This window comes from Pantoea sp. sgz302252, from assembly GCF_047713085.1.
GTDB lineage: Bacteria > Pseudomonadota > Gammaproteobacteria > Enterobacterales > Enterobacteriaceae > Scandinavium.
The window spans coordinates 174,474-191,888 of the sequence record NZ_JBLFJW010000003.1; the positions used below are offsets into that span (position 1 = coordinate 174,474).

A 17,415-nucleotide genomic window follows, 5' to 3' on the forward strand; every position below is an offset into this window, starting at 1 on the left:
ATTGATTTTCGGCTGCTCACCACAAAGAAGGAAAAACCACGCTTTTTCCTTCTTTGTCAGCAATCTGAACCCCGGCTCGCCGGGGTTTTTTATGGGTGGGATCTCGTTATGTCCGGTGGAGAATGCCCGGTAAGGCGAAGCCGCCACCGGGCGATATCGGTCTTATGACTCCCGGCTTTTTCTGACGCGTGCTGCGTACACCGCCAGCGTTTGTTTCAACACATCGAGCGTCACCGGCTTGGACAAGCAGCTGTCCATGCCTGACTCCAGACAGCGCTGTTTCTCTTCCGCCAGCGCATTGGCGGTTACCCCAACCACCGGCAGCGTCAGCCCTAACTGGCGGATACGCTGCGTCAGGCGATAACCATCCATATTTGGCATGTTCACGTCACTCAGCACAATATCAATGTGGTTCTTACTGAGAACATTCAGGGCATCCACACCGTCGATGGCGGTTTTACACTGATACCCCAGCGATCCGAGCTGATCGGCCAACAGGCGTCGGTTAATCGGATGATCGTCCACCACGAGGATCATCATGTCATCGTTCGCATCAGGCATATTTTCGGCGGAGGGCAGTGCCCCGTTGCTGTGCGCATTTTCCACTTCAATGCGGTAAATTCTGCCCAACAGGGCCAGCAGCTCATGCGGAGAAGCCACGCTGTGGATCCACTCCCCTGCCGCACGTTCGAGCGGAATACCGATATGACGACGGCAGAATATGATGGCCGCGCGCCCGGCCCACGGCTGCACCAGTTCATCGTCAGAAATCAGCATATCGTCGCTTTGCGGCGTCTGCCCTTCGTAGCGCAGCACTTCGACACCGTGACGTGTCAGCAACGATTCAACAAACTGTGCCAGCGAAGCATTACGAACGGCAAGCCAGCAGCGTTTGCCCACCAGCCCTTCAATCGCCGCTGGGATCGTATTCTGCACGCCGTACAGGGGAATACGAATGGTGAACTGGCTGCCCATACCCGGCTCGGTGTCCACGGAGATATCACCGTCCATCATGCTGATCAGCTTCTCGCAGATCGCCAGCCCTAATCCGGTGCCCTGGAAATTACGCTGCACCCCCGTCCCGACCTGGAAGAACGGATCAAACAGGCGCACCACTTCTTTGGCCGGGATACCCACGCCAGTATCGCGCACGCTGATACTCAGGTAATCGCCATTACGTTGCAGGTGCAGAATAATGCAGCCGATATCGGTAAATTTAATCGCGTTGCTCAACAGGTTAGAAATTACCTGCTGCAAACGCATTGGGTCGCCCATCAACTGCTGTGGCACATCTGGCTCGACAAAGCAGTAAAGCCCTAACTGCTTACGCACCACCAGCGGTAAATAGTTGGCGGTGATATGGCTCATCACCTCACGCGGAGAGAACTCGCGCGGCTCGATTTTCAGCTGCTCAGACTCAATTTTTGAGAAATCGAGAATGTCGCTGATGATCTTCAATAACAGACCAGAAGAGTTATTCATCGCCGTCACCAGCCTGTCGACCCCTTTCGGCAGCTCTTTGGTCTGCAATAAATCCAGGTTGCCGATAATGCCGTACAACGGGGTACGCAATTCATGGCTGACGGTGGCAAGGAACATCGATTTCGACTGGCTGGCCTGCTCTGCGGCCTGCGCCATTTCCTGCAGCGACTCTTCCATTTTCACGCGTGAACTGACGTCCACCAGCACGCATATCGCCACGTTTTCGTTACGATAGCGGGAGTGCACGAAGCTGATTTGCAGGTTGGTATTGTTGCTGGTCAGCACGTCGACAAAGTTAACCTGCTGGCCGCAGATGATTTGGGTCAGCCGTTGCCGGTCTTCGTGAGTCAGCATGTTGAGATAGTTATGCGCCAGCTCGTTACTCAAAATGTTGGTGCCATCCTGAGTGCGTAAAATACAAATCCCAACGGGTGCGGAAGCCACGATTTTACGGTTGAACTGCTCATGCTCTTCCAGCCGCTGTGCATCGGCTTCAGCAGGCAGGAAAATGCGCCGCTCATACATTCGCGCCATGGTAAACAACGCGAAGCCCGTGAGGATGTTGAGTAACAGGGCGTTGAGAATGAGCATTCTTATTCGCTCAAGCACCAAATCAACCGGTACGGAGTAGACAATGCTCAGCGAAGATGGCGGTAAGCTTTTCTTCAACACCAGCTCGCGGAAACCGGAGGTATAGCCGAACCATGCCCGCTCCTGCATCCAGTGCGGATCGATTTTCAGCTTATTTTCACCGCCCGTCAGCGCAATCAACGACTGGCCGTTTTCATCCAGAATGTTCACGCCCATCGGCATGCTGCCGGGAGTGAAGAAGTTTTCCATGCGGATGGTCTGCTCAACGCCAAGCAGCGCCTGCAAACGGTTAGCCAGATACACTGGCGTCAGTGCATAGAAATAGCCCACGCCAGGACGTGGCCCCTGGCTAATCCAGAACAGGTTGTTACCACGTTCCTCCTGCGGCGCATTGCGGTACTTGATGATACGCTCGTGCAGCATTTTCAGCGCCTGGTCGCGCTCCATCGGCATTTCACGCAGGCCAAAATTGGCCATGCACAGGTTATCGCTGCCAATCAGGAACACACGGTTGAGATCGTAGGCGGCAGAAAAATTATCTCGCCAATAGCGCATAAACCATGCCAGCGACTCCAGCGAGCCCCGCCAGGTGTTGCTCATCGCGCCGCAGTCGGAATCCTGAAACAGGGGCTCAAACTCCGGGACTTCAGTGCTGTCCGTTGCGGCACGCGAAGAGAGCACGCCGTTCTCCGCACTCAGCCGGTTTTCCGCAATGTACTTCAGCTCCTTCATGACGTCAGACGTACGCTGAATGTAACGCTGGGCCTGATCGTAACTGAGGTTAAACTCCTGGCGAATTTCAGCCTCTTTGTTGTGCAAAGCGTTAACGATGTAGAAGACAGAGACGAACGCAATCAACAGCCAAAGCAGCAGAGCCAGTGCCCGAAACAGATAGCGGGAAACTTTTAGCGTTGTGCGGAAGGAGACGAGGTATTTCAACGTTTAGCCGTGTGCGTACAAAAAGATGCGATTAAGGTAGCTGTAAATCACCCTACCCGCAACGTTCAAAGAAAAAGGGCCAGCACAGGCTGGCCCTTCAGATTGCTGACAAAGAAGGAAAAAGCGCGGTTTTTCCTTCTTTGTGGTGAGCAGCCGAAAATCAATGAATTGATTTTCCTTATTTTTTGTTCTGCCACCCATGACAAAACGGTATTCGTTAGAGGTTTGTCATCAGTCTCAAGGGCCAGCACAGGCTGGCCCTTTGGCGACGATTTCGGACGATTACTCGTCGGCTTCGTCGTCGGCGGCTTCGTCGTCAGACTCGGCTTCCGGGGCGATTTCATCGTCGCCTTCCGCCACGCTGCCATCGATAGCGTCGAGTTCTTCGTCGTCTACCGGCTCGGCAACACGCTGCAGACCCACCACGTTTTCATCTTCCGCAGTACGGATGAGGATAACGCCCTGAGTATTACGGCCCACCACGCTGACTTCCGACACGCGAGTACGCACCAGCGTACCGGCATCGGTGATCATCATGATCTGATCGGTATCTTCAACCTGCACTGCGCCCACCACAGAACCGTTACGCTCGGTCACTTTGATCGAGATAACGCCCTGGGTACCGCGTGATTTGGTTGGATATTCCGTTTCAGCCGTACGTTTACCGTAGCCGTTCTGGGTCACGGTCAGCACCGCGCCTTCACCGCGTGGGATAATCAGCGACACAACTTTGTCAACACCTGCAAGCTTGATGCCGCGAACACCGGTCGCGGTACGACCCATAGCACGTACTGCGTTCTCTTTAAAGCGCACCACTTTACCGGCCGCAGAGAACAGCATCGCTTCGTCGTTACCGTTGGTCAGATCAACGCCGATCAGCTCATCACCTTCGTTCAGGTTCACCGCGATGATCCCGGCAGAACGTGGACGGCTGAATTCGGTCAGCGCGGTTTTCTTCACGGTACCGCTGGCGGTGGCCATGAAGACGTTAACGCCTTCTTCGTATTCACGAACCGGCAGGATCGCAGTGATACGTTCGTTCGCTTCCAGCGGCAGCAGGTTAACGATTGGACGGCCACGCGCGCCACGGCTCGCTTCTGGCAACTGATAAACCTTCATCCAGTACAGGCGACCACGGCTGGAGAACAGCAGGATCGTGTCGTGGGTGTTGGCGACCAGCAGACGGTCAATAAAGTCTTCTTCTTTAATACGCGCGGCAGATTTGCCTTTACCGCCACGGCGCTGAGCTTCGTAATCGGTCAGCGGCTGATACTTCACGTAACCCTGGTGAGACAAGGTCACAACAACGTCTTCCTGATTGATCAGGTCTTCGATGTTGATATCTGCCGTGTTGGCCGTGATTTCCGTGCGACGCTCATCGCCAAACTGTTCACGAACCAGCTCCAGTTCTTCACGGATCACTTCCATCAGACGGTCTGCGCTACCGAGGATGTGCAGCAGTTCAGCAATCTGTTCCAGCAGCTCTTTGTATTCGTCGAGCAGTTTTTCGTGCTCAAGGCCGGTCAGTTTCTGCAGACGCAGGTCCAGAATCGCCTGAGCCTGTTGTTCAGTCAGATAGTACTGACCATCACGTACACCGAACTCTGGCTCAAGCCACTCAGGACGCGCAGCGTTATCGCCCGCACGTTCCAGCATCGCCGCGACGTTGCCCAGCGCCCACGGACGCGCGATCAGGCCAGCTTTCGCTTCAGCCGGAGTCGGTGCCTGACGAATCAGTTCAATGATCGGATCGATGTTAGCCAGTGCAACCGCCAGCGCTTCAAGGATGTGCGCGCGATCGCGTGCTTTACGCAGTTCGAAGATGGTACGGCGAGTCACCACTTCACGGCGGTGACGAACGAATGCGCTCAGAATATCTTTAAGGTTCATAATCTTCGGCTGGCCATGGTGCAGAGCAACCATGTTGATACCGAAGGAAACCTGAAGCTGAGTCTGGGAATACAAGTTGTTCAGGACAACTTCACCCACCGCATCACGTTTGATTTCAATCACGATGCGCATGCCGTCTTTATCGGACTCATCACGCAGCGCGCTGATACCTTCCACGCGTTTGTCTTTGACCAGCTCGGCAATTTTCTCAATCAGGCGCGCTTTGTTCACCTGATACGGAATTTCATGCACGATGATGGTTTCGCGGCCGGTTTTCGCGTCAGCTTCCACTTCCGCGCGGGCACGAATATAAATTTTGCCACGACCGGTACGGTACGCTTCTTCGATACCGCGACGACCATTGATGATGGCGGCAGTCGGGAAGTCTGGCCCTGGAATGTGCTCCATCAGACCTTCAACGGTGATGTCTTCGTTCTCAATGTAAGCGAGACAGCCGTTGATCACTTCCGTCAGGTTGTGTGGCGGAATGTTGGTTGCCATCCCTACTGCGATACCGGATGAACCGTTCACCAGCAGGTTGGGAACTTTGGTTGGCATGACGTCCGGAATTTTTTCCGTGCCGTCATAGTTATCGACGAAATCGACAGTTTCCTTGTCCAGGTCAGCAATCAGCTCATGGGCAATTTTCGCCATACGGATTTCCGTATAACGCATCGCTGCGGCGGAGTCGCCGTCTACGGAGCCGAAGTTACCCTGACCATCAACCAGCATGTAGCGCAGCGAGAACGGCTGCGCCATACGTACGATAGTGTCATAAACGGCGGTATCACCATGCGGGTGATATTTACCGATGACGTCACCCACGACACGGGCAGATTTTTTATAGGCTTTATTCCAGTCATTGCCCAGTACGTTCATGGCGTATAGTACGCGACGGTGTACCGGTTTCAGGCCATCTCGGACATCTGGAAGCGCACGGCCAACAATCACCGACATCGCATAATCCAGATAAGAGTTCTTTAACTCTTCCTCAATGTTGACCGGTGTAATTTCTCTCGCAAGGTCGCTCATCTAACCGCTATCCCTCTACATGTTTCCCGGATTCAAAGGTCGCAAATTATAACACAGCAGACCGGATTGAGGTAAACCAATAGCACCTGCACAACGCTTTATTCGCGCCGGGGTGCTGATATACTCTTTGGCCTGATGAAAAAAGGAGTCAATGCGCCCATGAATGCCGAAAAACCGCCGGTGGCTAACGTCGATCACGACGAAATCGCGAAATTTGAAGCTGTCGCCTCACGCTGGTGGGACCTGGAAGGGGAATTTAAACCTCTGCACCGTATTAACCCGCTGCGCCTTGGCTACATCGCCACTCGCTCAGACGGTCTGTTCGACAAGAAAGTGCTGGATGTTGGCTGCGGTGGCGGGATACTTGCGGAAAGTATGGCCCGTGAAGGCGCGAAGGTGACCGGGCTGGATATGGGCTTTGAGCCGCTTCAGGTTGCGCGATTGCATGCGCTGGAAACCGGCATTCAGGTGGAATACGTCCAGGAAACTGTCGAGGATCATGCGGCAAAACACGCTCAGCAGTATGACGTCGTCACCTGTATGGAAATGCTGGAGCACGTTCCCGACCCGCAATCTGTGGTTCAGGCGTGCGCAAAACTGGTCAAACCCGGCGGTCAGGTGTTCTTTTCCACCCTCAACCGCAACGGCAAAGCCTGGCTGATGGCGGTCGTCGGTGCCGAGTATGTTCTGAAAATGGTGCCGAAGGGCACGCACGACGTGAAGAAATTTATCAAGCCGGCTGAACTGCTGGGCTGGGTTGACCAGACTAACCTGCAGGAACGTCATATGACCGGACTGCATTACAATCCGCTGACTAATCATTTCAAGCTTGCGCCAGGCGTGGATGTCAATTACATGCTCCATACCTCGAGCCCGCTGTAAAGCAAGGGGCCCTTGCCGTTGAGCAAGGGCTTTATTTTACCAGCGTACACTGACGCCCACACTGCCTGCCCGTTGCGAATAATCAGACGTTCCATACTGTTGGGTAAACTTGCCCCACAGGCTGACATTGTCATTGATTTTGCCTTTTACACCAACGCTGACTTCCCCCACATCTTTGCCCGCCCCGTCAGCAAAGTTAACCTCATCAACGCTCAGTGAAGCGTCTTCAGTATTATGGAGATAATTCACATCAACGTAAGGGGTTATCTCACCGGTTTTGCCCAGACGTTTGGTCCACTCGTTATGCAGCCCCAGACGGCTTTGTACATTGTGCGCAGAATTCTGCTCTACCACACTGTTGTTGGTTGCCATGAAGGTATTCTGGCTCACACCCTGATAAATAACCTGCGCCTGCGGCTGAACGGTCCAACGCCAACCAGCCTTCTCTTCCATCTGCCAGCTGTAGCCTGCTTCTACTGAAGCGAGCAGGCCGGAAGAGCGGTAGTTTTCATCACCATTGTTTTGTTCATTCACATGGTTATCAAACCAGACATATTGCGCCCAGCTGTCCACATACGCACCGGTTTTCCCTTGATCACGCTGATACCAACTGGCAGTCAGACCAACGCTGTAGCCCTGATTATCATTGTCAGATTTGCGTCCGGTGAGGCTGGAGTGGCTGTCGCCGCTGTTGTTACTGTAACCCGCCACGGCACCAAAGCTCCACAGTTGCTCCCCCTGAGAAATGTCCAGCAGGTCGGCACTGAGTTGTACCACCGACGTGTCTTCACTCTGATCAAGCTGGTGCTGGAAAGTCGACTCGCTGTGATTGCCCTCCACGCGCAGATGCAATTTTTGATTTTGCCCGCCCGCATGATCGCTGTGGCGCATCACAAAGGCATCATTCGCGCTATGAAGGTTATTGAAATAGCCGCCAAGCTTCGGGTTAAGCACCGGTGTGAAATCGGGCGTTGGTGACCCATCAGGATCGTCCGGCGTTACCGGGATATCCTGTGTCGGCGATACATCCGCAACCTGTGAGCGCAAATACCAGTCCTGGTTATCTTTCACCAGCGTGTAGTCATACGCCCCCATGTTGACGTAGCCGTCCCCTGCCAGCGTGAACTGAGCATCGTTGTGGTATTGCGACGGGTCGGCAACAAAATCAACCACCTGAATCCCTGTTTGGGTTGGCTGACCAATGCCACCGACAGGTGTGACCTCCATTGTCGTCGTTCCGCTGGTGTTGCCATTGAGCACCAGCATGTCGCTGGCGGAATCATCATCGCCAAGCACACTGTCCAGCTTCAACACCCCACCGCCGTTGTAATCACCGTTAATCGTCAGCGTATCGCCCGCATAGCCATTACTCAGGCTCAGGGTGCCGAAGGTATTGGTGACATCGCCATTGACGGTCACACCCGCAAGTTCTGTTTCAGTGTCCACGGTAAGGTTGGTGTTCAGCGTGCCGGTGAGCGTCATACCGGCAGTCATATTGACCAGCGTTCCACCGCCGCTGAACAGCGAGGCATCCAGCGCCTGCTGCGTGTCCTGATTTGTCAGCGTCAGTGAGGTATCGTCACTGATCACGATATTGCCCTGTGAAGTCGTATCAATCGACTGAATATGCTGATCTTCCCCGGTGATAAACGTGCCCTCATCGCCAACCCATAACGAGGAAGCTAAAGGGAAAATATCTGCCGTACCACCCAGCAGAGTGCCCTGTTCGACACGCACGGCGGAACGAGCAGAACCTTTACCCATCAGTGTCAGCGTGCCATTCCCCGTTTTGCTGAAGGTCGCATCCACATCGCCCATGTTCCCCGTTGAGTCAGCATTGAGCGCCCCCCACTCCGTCGTCACACCGTCATCAACCCGAACCTCGCCATCAGCACGCATTTCCAGATCGCGTTCATGTCCGCTTTCGTCGCTCCAGGTGTCCACATCGTTCGTCACTTGCAGCACACTGGTTTGCTGCGGATCGGTAAAAATAACCGATCGGTTATAGCTGGTATCCCCTAACTGCGAGTTATCGCTCACCAGCAACGTACCCGAGGCAATTTGCGTATCACCCAAATATTCGTTGTCATTCGCCAGCGCTACGCTGCCCTCGCCCGCATTCACCACCACATACACACCGTTTTGTTGAGCGCTCCCCTCATCCCCACCGATATGCAGATCGCTACCGCCAGTCAAATTCACCACGTCGGCATTGCCAATCACGGTGCCACCCGTTCCGGAAATGGCGAGCAGTGATCCCGCGCTGTCAGGCGAAGCACCGGGCATATCGGACAAATCAAGCACACCGCCGTTGAGCACCACGGACTGCGGATCCTGGGTCAGAGCAGTGATATCACTGGAATTTGCTGAAATACTTAACACCGCATGATCGTCAACAATAATATCACCCGTCAGCGCCAGAGAATCCGCACCGATCAGCGAGTAATCGCCACCGGATGCGACCGTGAAATCACCCTCGCCCTGGATTGTCCCGGTAAAATGACCGTCATTGACAGTAACGTTGCCACCCGCATCGATATTCAGCGTCCCATTCTGATAACCGATAAAGGGGTTCACAAACGTCTGCTGTGTACTGCCTACATTCAAGACCCCTTTTGCCTGTTCATCTGTCGCATCTCCGACCACTAATCCGGTACAGTTGAGCGGGTCGCTTTCACAAGCTGTCTCACCGACATTCATCAGAGAATTGTCACGATTCAGGGTAAGAGTGCCGTTTGCCACGCTCAGCAGACCGGTAAAGCTATTGTTATCCGCGTTGAAGACCACGTCCCCTTCGCCCATCTTCACAATCACCCCTGTACCGGCTATCGAATCCATCGCCCCGGGATTGGACACATCACCAATCACCATGGTTTTTCCCTCGGCCACATCCATCGTCACTACGCTGTGCCCGACATACATGAAGCCGCCAGCAGCAGCAGAAGCCGTATCGCCATAGCCGAACGCCTGGTTGCCTTCGTAAACGGCCACGCCGTCGTTATCGGTGTAGTTTTTATCCACGGACAGCGTGACCAAATAAGGGGAGCTTTCACTGTCGGTATAGATTGCACCGCCTTTTCCCTCAGCCTGATTATCGGTGAATGCCATATTATTCAATACCGCGGCGCCGGTAAAAATATCATTATTAACGTTACTGGTGATATCCAGCGCACCGCCATTGCCGTTGCTTGTTGATGAGCTTAGTGCCTGATTATTATCGAAAACAGAATCAGAGATCAGAATATTTGAATCAAGCGCATAAATAGCACCGCCTTTACCGTTCTGGGCAATATTGTTTTCGAAAATAGTGTTATCGAGAACTAAATCAAACTGTTGCGGATCATTCTTCCCATTTAAATAAATAGCGCCACCATAGGATTTTGATGAGTTATTGGAAAAGAGGGCGTTACTGATATTTATCGATGAGTTTTCTTTCGCAAAAATGGCCCCACCGTTTGAGTCGGCATGATTGTTATCAAAAACAACGCTCCCCGTGGTGCCTTCGGGTTGAATGGTAAAGGAGGCCCCCGATGAGAGTGCCACTGCGCCGCCACTGTTACCGCCAGTGGCGTTCATGTTTTCGAATTGCAGGACCGCATCATCGGCAACGGTAAATGTTGTATTTGCGCCTTTAATGGCTTGTTGCGGTGCATGACAGGTTTCGGAGATAACGTTGGAATAACAATTCTCACTGGCGCTGACTGATGGGCTCAATACAAAACACGCAGGGATAAAGACAAACAAAGATTTAATATGCATACAAGACCCAAGAGAAAAAATGGCTACACTCAATGACAATCTTGAGGCAGGAAGGGAATAGCAATAATGGATTATGATGTTACGCGTGTTTGATGATCGTGCTTATCATTACCGAGGTTATTATTATCCTCAAAAATATTTTTCTCCGTTTATAAGCGGTGATTAAAAAAATGCCCTATGTCTGGTGCACATTTTACTCGCGGCGGCAGGGCGGTTTTCGCTAAGCAACTTCTGCTGTCCCTTACGTTCATTACAACATTTATGCAACATTACCGAGAGCAGCATAAGCATGACTTAGGGTCAGCAACTCTCCCCTGTGATTCTTCCTATGACACACATCAACTTCTTCTTGTCCAGAGAACGACCAGGAAATCGGCGTTCGATCAAATTTCTAATTTTTTTCTTCGAATATTGACAATGTCTCCAGGCCTTACAGCACGAGGCCTTAGGCTTTTTCACCCTTTGACAACCTCAATTTAACGTCAAAATCAACTCTTGTACTCAAAAGAATCCTTACTAGAATACTCACCATATAGCGTTTCAATTATCGAACACCCCCTACATATAGTATTTATTCACAGAGTTAGTCACAGCGACGGCGTTGTGGATAAACGGGGGGGATTTTTCATTTCACGGACAGGGTAAAGCACATGAATCAGAGTCTGATGGTGACTAAGCGTGATGGCGGGACTGAGCGTATCGATCTCGAGAAAATCCATCGCGTGCTGGATTGGGCCGCGGAAGGGCTAAACAATGTTTCCATTTCTCAGGTTGAACTGCGCTCTCACATCCAGTTCTATGACGGCATCAAAACCGCCGATATCCATGAGACCATCATCAAGGCTGCGGCGGATTTGATCTCCCGCGATGCCCCTGATTACCAGTACCTGGCCGCACGCCTGGCGATTTTCCACCTGCGTAAAAAAGCTTACGGTCAGTTTGAACCGCCAGCGCTGTACAACCACGTCGTGAACATGGTTGAGCTGGGTAAATACGACAGACATCTGCTGGAAGACTACACGGAAGAAGAGTTCAAGCAGATGGACGGTTTTATCGACCACTGGCGCGACATGAACTTCTCTTATGCCGCGGTTAAGCAGCTGGAAGGGAAATACCTGGTTCAGAACCGTGTCACTGGCGAAATCTATGAGAGCGCTCAGTTCCTTTACATCCTGGTTGCCGCGTGCCTGTTCTCCAACTACCCGCGTGAAACCCGTCTGGACTACGTGAAGCGTTTCTATGATGCCGTGTCCACGTTCAAAATTTCTCTGCCAACGCCAATCATGTCTGGCGTGCGTACCCCGACTCGCCAGTTCAGCTCCTGCGTGCTGATCGAGTGCGATGACAGCCTGGATTCTATCAACGCCACCTCCAGCGCGATTGTGAAATACGTTTCTCAGCGCGCAGGTATTGGCATCAACGCCGGCCGTCTCCGTGCGCTGGGCAGCCCAATTCGCGGCGGTGAAGCATTCCACACCGGCTGCATCCCGTTCTACAAACACTTCCAGACTGCGGTGAAATCCTGTTCTCAGGGTGGCGTGCGTGGCGGTGCTGCCACACTGTTCTACCCAATGTGGCACCTGGAAGTGGAAAGCCTGCTGGTGCTGAAAAACAACCGTGGTACTGAAGCAAACCGCGTGCGTCACATGGACTACGGCGTGCAGATCAACAAACTGATGTATACCCGCCTGCTCAAAGGGGAAGACATTACCCTGTTCAGCCCGTCTGACGTTCCGGGTCTGTACGATGCGTTCTTCGCCGATCAGGACGAGTTTGAGCGTCTGTACGTGAAATATGAAAAAGACGACAGCATCCGCAAGCAGCGCATTAAAGCGGTAGACCTGTTCTCTCTGGTAATGCAGGAACGTGCTTCCACTGGCCGTATCTACATTCAGAACGTCGACCACTGCAACACACACAGCCCGTTTGACCCGGTAGTGGCGCCCGTTCGCCAGTCTAACCTGTGCCTGGAAATCGCCCTGCCAACCAAACCGCTGAATGACGTCAACGACGAAAACGGTGAAATCGCCCTGTGTACGCTGTCTGCGTTTAACCTGGGCGCTATCGACAGCCTCGACGATCTGGAAGAGCTGGCTATTCTGGCTGTACGTGCACTGGACGCCCTGCTCGATTATCAGGATTACCCAATTCTGGCCGCTAAACGTGGCGCGATGGGCCGTCGTACGTTGGGTATCGGTGTGATTAACTTCGCTTACTACCTGGCGAAGCACGGCAAGCGTTACTCCGACGGCAGCGGCAACAACCTGACCCACAAAACGTTCGAAGCGATTCAGTACTACCTGCTGAAAGCCTCCAACGAGCTGGCGAAAGAACAAGGCGCGTGCCCGTGGTTCAACGAAACCACTTACGCCAAAGGCGTGCTGCCGATCGACACCTACAAGAAAGACCTGGATGCGATCGTTAACGAGCCGCTGCATTACGACTGGGAAGGCCTGCGCGAGTCCATCAAAACTCACGGTCTGCGTAACTCCACGCTGTCGGCCCTGATGCCGTCGGAGACCTCTTCGCAGATCTCTAACGCCACCAACGGTATCGAGCCACCGCGCGGCCACGTGAGCATCAAAGCGTCGAAAGATGGCATTCTGCGTCAGGTCGTGCCGGATTACGAAAACCTGCAGAAGGGTTACGAGCTGCTGTGGGAAATGCCGAACAATGACGGTTACCTGCAACTGGTCGGCATCATGCAGAAGTTTATCGACCAGTCGATTTCGGCGAACACCAACTATGACCCAACGCGCTTCCCGTCTGGCAAAGTGCCGATGCAGCAACTGCTCAAAGACCTGCTCAATGCCTATAAATTTGGCGTGAAAACCCTGTACTATCACAACACCCGTGATGGCGCAGAAGATGCTCAGGACGATCTGGCACCGTCCATTCAGGACGATGGCTGCGAAAGCGGCGCATGTAAGATCTAAGACATTTGCCGGGTGGCGCGATGCTTACCCGGCCTACGTTTTTGTAGGCCCGGCCAACGCAGTGCCGCCGGGCAATACAATCTCAACAGGACTCTCTTCCATGGCATATACCACTTTTTCACAGACGAAAAATAACCAGTTGCTGGAGCCGATGTTCTTCGGCCAACCGGTTAACGTGGCCCGTTACGATCAGCAAAAATATGACATCTTCGAAAAGCTGATCGAAAAGCAGCTCTCCTTCTTCTGGCGTCCGGAAGAAGTGGACGTCTCCCGCGACCGTATTGACTACCAGGCGCTGCCGGACCACGAAAAGCATATCTTCATCAGCAACCTGAAATACCAGACGCTGCTGGACTCCATTCAGGGTCGTAGCCCGAACGTAGCGCTGCTGCCGCTGATTTCCATCCCGGAACTGGAAACCTGGGTAGAGACCTGGGCGTTTTCTGAAACCATTCACTCTCGTTCTTACACCCATATCATCCGTAACATCGTCAACGATCCGGCGACCGTGTTCGATGACATCGTGACCAACGAGCAGATTCAGAAACGTGCGGAAGGCATTTCCCACTATTACGATTCCCTGATCGAGCTGACCAGCTACTGGCATCTGCTGGGTGAAGGCACGCACACCGTTAACGGCAAAACCGTGACCGTGAATCTGCATGAGCTGAAGAAGAAGCTGTATCTGTGTCTGATGAGCGTGAACGCGCTGGAAGCCATTCGCTTCTACGTCAGCTTTGCGTGCTCCTTCGCATTTGCTGAGCGCAAGCTGATGGAAGGTAACGCCAAAATCATTCGTCTGATTGCACGTGATGAAGCCCTGCATCTCACCGGCACTCAGCACATGCTGAACCTGCTGCGTTCAGGCCAGGACGATCCGGAAATGGCAGTGATTGCCGAAGAGTGCAAACAAGAGTGCTATGACCTGTTCGTGCAGGCCGCCGTTCAGGAAAAAGAGTGGGCAGAATACCTGTTCCGTGACGGTTCGATGATTGGCCTGAACAAAGACATTCTGTGTCAGTACATCGAGTACATCACCAACATCCGTATGCAGGCTGTCGGTCTTGACCTGCCGTTCCAGACTCGCTCTAACCCAATCCCGTGGATCAACACCTGGCTGGTGTCTGACAACGTTCAGGTCGCACCACAGGAAGTAGAAGTGAGCTCTTATCTGGTCGGTCAGATTGATTCTGAAGTTGATGCCGACGATCTGAGCAATTTCCAGCTCTGATGAGCCGCGTTACGCTTCGCATCACTGGCACACAAGTGCTGTGCCAGGAAGAACACCCTTCTCTGCTGGTGGCGCTGGAATCGCACAATGTGGCGGTGGAGTTTCAGTGTCGTGAAGGTTACTGCGGATCGTGTCGTTGTCGCTTGGTTTCCGGCCAGGTTGACTGGCTGATGGAACCACTGGCTTTTGTCCAGCAGGGAGACATTCTTCCCTGCTGCTGTAAAGCCAAAGGCGATATCGAGATTGAGATGTAAATCGAGCGGTCAGTGAATTTCATGCGTTGAGTAGCGTTTCATCTCACCGTGTTTTTTCATTTGTATCGTATACAGACCGCCCGCCAACACCACTAACAGCGCCCCAAGCAAATAGATTGCCCGATATCCGACACCTTCCACGATCATCCCCATCGCGAACGCCCCTATCGCCAACCCGGCATCCATCGCATTGAAAAACAGGGAATTCGCTACCCCGATTTTATGGGGTTCAACCGAGCTGATGATCTGCGTCTGGAAGATCGGCGTCACCGAACCGTAGCCAATGCCAATCAGCGCGCCGGAAAGCACCATCATCACGCTGCCGTGGGTATAACCCAGCACCAACAGACCCAGGGTGAAAGCCAGCAGACAAGGATACACCACGTAGCGTGGCCCCTTTTTATCGAACACGTTGCCAGTGAAAGCGCGGCAAATCATCAGACACACGGCGTAGCACAGCAGAAAGTTGCTGGCAGCGGCCAGCATGTCCAGCTCGCGGGCATACAAAGCCAGAAATGCGGAAACCCCAGCGTAAGAAAAGGTCATAAAGAAGGTGACCAGCGCAAATGGCAGTGCCGCCTTATCAAACATGGCTGCCATCGTCAGCGTTGAGGATGAGCCATCCGCATGACTGACCAGCGGCGGAACTTTCACCCCCCAGGCCAGAATAAGCGTCAGAAATGAAACACCCGTACAGAGCCAGAACGCGGGGATAAACGCTGCATGGCGCGCCATATTAAGCCCAATCCACGGCCCAACGACCATCGCAAGCCCCATCGCCAAAGAGAAAAAACTGATGCCCTCCCCACGTCGGGAGGCTGGAATGAGGCGTGCGGAAATGGTCCCTTTGACCGTGGTAATCACACCAAATGTGGCACCATGGAGCACGCGAATCAGCAACAATGCTTCTATCGAATGACACAAAGGATACAACGCAGTCACCGCAAAAAAAGCCAGAGAAGAGAGCATCAGAATCGTTTTATTTGAATATTTTCCTACCCATTGCCCGGCAAAAGGGCGCACCACAATGGCGGCGGCAAGAAAAAGCGTCACCAGCAATCCGGCCTTATTAGCACCGGCATGCAGGTTGTCTGCAATATAGAGGGGCAACAGGGTCAACAAGACATAAAAATCGAAGAAAATGATGAAGCTAATGATCGTGACGGCCCAAAAATCCCGGGTCCAGAGTTTTTCTTTCATTATCCAACAACCTGTTTATACGGCGCAGTTATACATTCATCCTGAAATTAAAAATCCAGAACACATAAACCATGCAAATGATTTGCGGAGTGATTGTGTGAGGAAGCTCGCGGAAAAGCCTACACGTCACCGTAATATTAGTGAAATTAATCCTTTTAATTTTATCCAGTAGATAAACCTAATGACACTCACTCAGATCGCAACCCTGCTCGCGGTCGTCGATTTCGGCGGCTTCACCGAAGCCAGTAAACGCCGTTTTATGACCCAATCTGCCGTCAGCCAGGCCATTGCCGCGCTGGAAGAGGAACTTGGCGTCACCCTTTTGCAACGCGAACGGCGAAAAGAGGCCCGGCTAACGCCGGCAGGAGAACGGATTGTTGCCCGTATGAGAACATTGCAACACGAAGTCAGCGCCATCCGCGAACTGGCAGAGCAGGAAAAGTCAGCCCCTGTACGCCCGCTGCGTATTGGCTGCTTCCCCAGTATCTGCGCCTGTATGCTGCCGCAAATCGTCCGTTATTTTGAGACTCACCATCCGCAGATCAAAATTATTCCGCATGAAGCAGATAATGCAGAAATCATCGAGTCACTTCATCAGCAGCAATTAGATGCAGGGTTTGTGCATTTTTCGGCCCCTGAACTTTATTCCGTGCCGGTCTACAAAGATAAATTTATGGTGGTGGTTGGAAAACAACATCCCTTTGCTCGTCGCTCGTCCGTACGGCTGGAAGATTTAGTCAATGAACCGCTGGTTATCAGCAAAGGGCGCTATGAAATGAAAATCATGGCGCTGTTTAAGGAAAGGAATATCACTCCGCTGATTAACTACGAATTCAGCCATCCGGAAACGGCGCTGAGTTTTATTCGTCAGGGATTGGGTATCGCTTTATTGCCTGAGCTAACGCTGAAAACGCAGGATCCGTCGCTTCATTCTGTCGCGCTGGAACCTGCGTTTTACCGCCATATTTCGCTGATTGCCCGCGATCCGCCGGTAGAAGGCAGCCCACTGGCCTTGCTGGAGCGTTGCCTGCATCAGCTGTTACAAACCGATTTTCCCTCGCGGCCAACCAGCAGGTTAATGAGTTGCAGTGTGCGCGGATGCCAGGAAATGCGTAGCCCTGATGCTGTGAAATGACGCACATAATGTTACACATCCATGACAAAACTCGAATGTGAGCACGAAATCACGTTTCATTTTCGATTTATGCTCGAATATGCT

The 17,415-nt window shown here is 52.8% G+C and carries 10 protein-coding genes; 5 read left to right on the forward strand and 5 right to left on the reverse strand.

The window, feature by feature from the left end; translation table 11 throughout:
- Positions 1–162: 162 nt before the first annotated feature.
- The 3 genes from rcsC to gyrA form a co-directional block, all read right to left on the reverse strand.
- Positions 163–3,012 carry a two-component system sensor histidine kinase RcsC gene (gene rcsC / locus ACLW56_RS03965; RefSeq protein WP_330982520.1) on the reverse strand — a complete coding sequence of 950 codons (2,850 nt, stop codon included), beginning with the start codon at positions 3,010–3,012 and terminating at the stop codon, positions 163–165.
- Between the two features lie 3 nt (positions 3,013–3,015).
- Positions 3,016–3,213, reverse strand: a complete 198-nt coding sequence (locus ACLW56_RS03970; RefSeq protein WP_330982557.1) for a hypothetical protein — start codon at positions 3,211–3,213, stop codon at positions 3,016–3,018.
- A gap of 81 nt (positions 3,214–3,294) precedes the next feature.
- Positions 3,295–5,934, reverse strand: a complete 2,640-nt coding sequence (gyrA, locus tag ACLW56_RS03975; RefSeq protein ID WP_330982521.1) for a DNA topoisomerase (ATP-hydrolyzing) subunit A — start codon at positions 5,932–5,934, stop codon at positions 3,295–3,297.
- A 159-nt stretch (positions 5,935–6,093) separates the two neighbouring features.
- On the opposite strand from gyrA, the gene ubiG reads away from it, so the two are divergent.
- A complete protein-coding gene (ubiG, locus tag ACLW56_RS03980) occupies positions 6,094–6,816 on the forward strand; it encodes a bifunctional 2-polyprenyl-6-hydroxyphenol methylase/3-demethylubiquinol 3-O-methyltransferase UbiG (protein ID WP_330982522.1) in 723 nt (240 codons plus the stop codon).
- A gap of 36 nt (positions 6,817–6,852) precedes the next feature.
- Here ubiG and yfaL read toward each other — a convergent pair whose 3' ends face one another.
- Positions 6,853–10,575, reverse strand: coding sequence for an AIDA-I family autotransporter adhesin YfaL/EhaC (gene yfaL / locus ACLW56_RS03985; protein ID WP_330982523.1), 3,723 nt, complete (start codon positions 10,573–10,575; stop codon positions 6,853–6,855).
- A 650-nt stretch (positions 10,576–11,225) separates the two neighbouring features.
- Between yfaL and nrdA the strand changes: the two genes are divergently transcribed.
- The 3 genes from nrdA (at position 11,226) to yfaE (ending at position 14,996) form a co-directional block, all read left to right on the forward strand.
- On the forward strand, positions 11,226–13,511 hold the full coding sequence (nrdA, locus tag ACLW56_RS03990; protein WP_330982524.1) for a class 1a ribonucleoside-diphosphate reductase subunit alpha: 2,286 nt from the start codon (positions 11,226–11,228) through the stop codon (positions 13,509–13,511).
- Positions 13,512–13,611: 100 nt separating this feature from the next.
- Entirely contained in the window at positions 13,612–14,742 is a 1,131-nt protein-coding gene (gene nrdB / locus ACLW56_RS03995) for a class Ia ribonucleoside-diphosphate reductase subunit beta (RefSeq protein ID WP_330982525.1), read from the forward strand.
- Positions 14,742–14,996 (forward strand): class I ribonucleotide reductase maintenance protein YfaE, encoded by a 255-nt coding sequence (gene yfaE / locus ACLW56_RS04000; protein ID WP_330982526.1) that lies wholly within the window; start codon positions 14,742–14,744, stop codon positions 14,994–14,996. The genes nrdB and yfaE overlap by 1 nt, the downstream gene beginning before the upstream one ends.
- A gap of 9 nt (positions 14,997–15,005) precedes the next feature.
- Here the strand turns inward: yfaE and ACLW56_RS04005 are convergent, their stop codons facing one another.
- A complete protein-coding gene (locus tag ACLW56_RS04005; protein WP_330982527.1) occupies positions 15,006–16,196 on the reverse strand; it encodes an MFS transporter in 1,191 nt (396 codons plus the stop codon).
- Between the two features lie 181 nt (positions 16,197–16,377).
- Between ACLW56_RS04005 and ACLW56_RS04010 the strand changes: the two genes are divergently transcribed.
- Positions 16,378–17,331 carry a LysR family transcriptional regulator gene (locus ACLW56_RS04010; RefSeq protein WP_330982528.1) on the forward strand — a complete coding sequence of 318 codons (954 nt, stop codon included), beginning with the start codon at positions 16,378–16,380 and terminating at the stop codon, positions 17,329–17,331.
- Positions 17,332–17,415 lie beyond the last annotated feature (84 nt).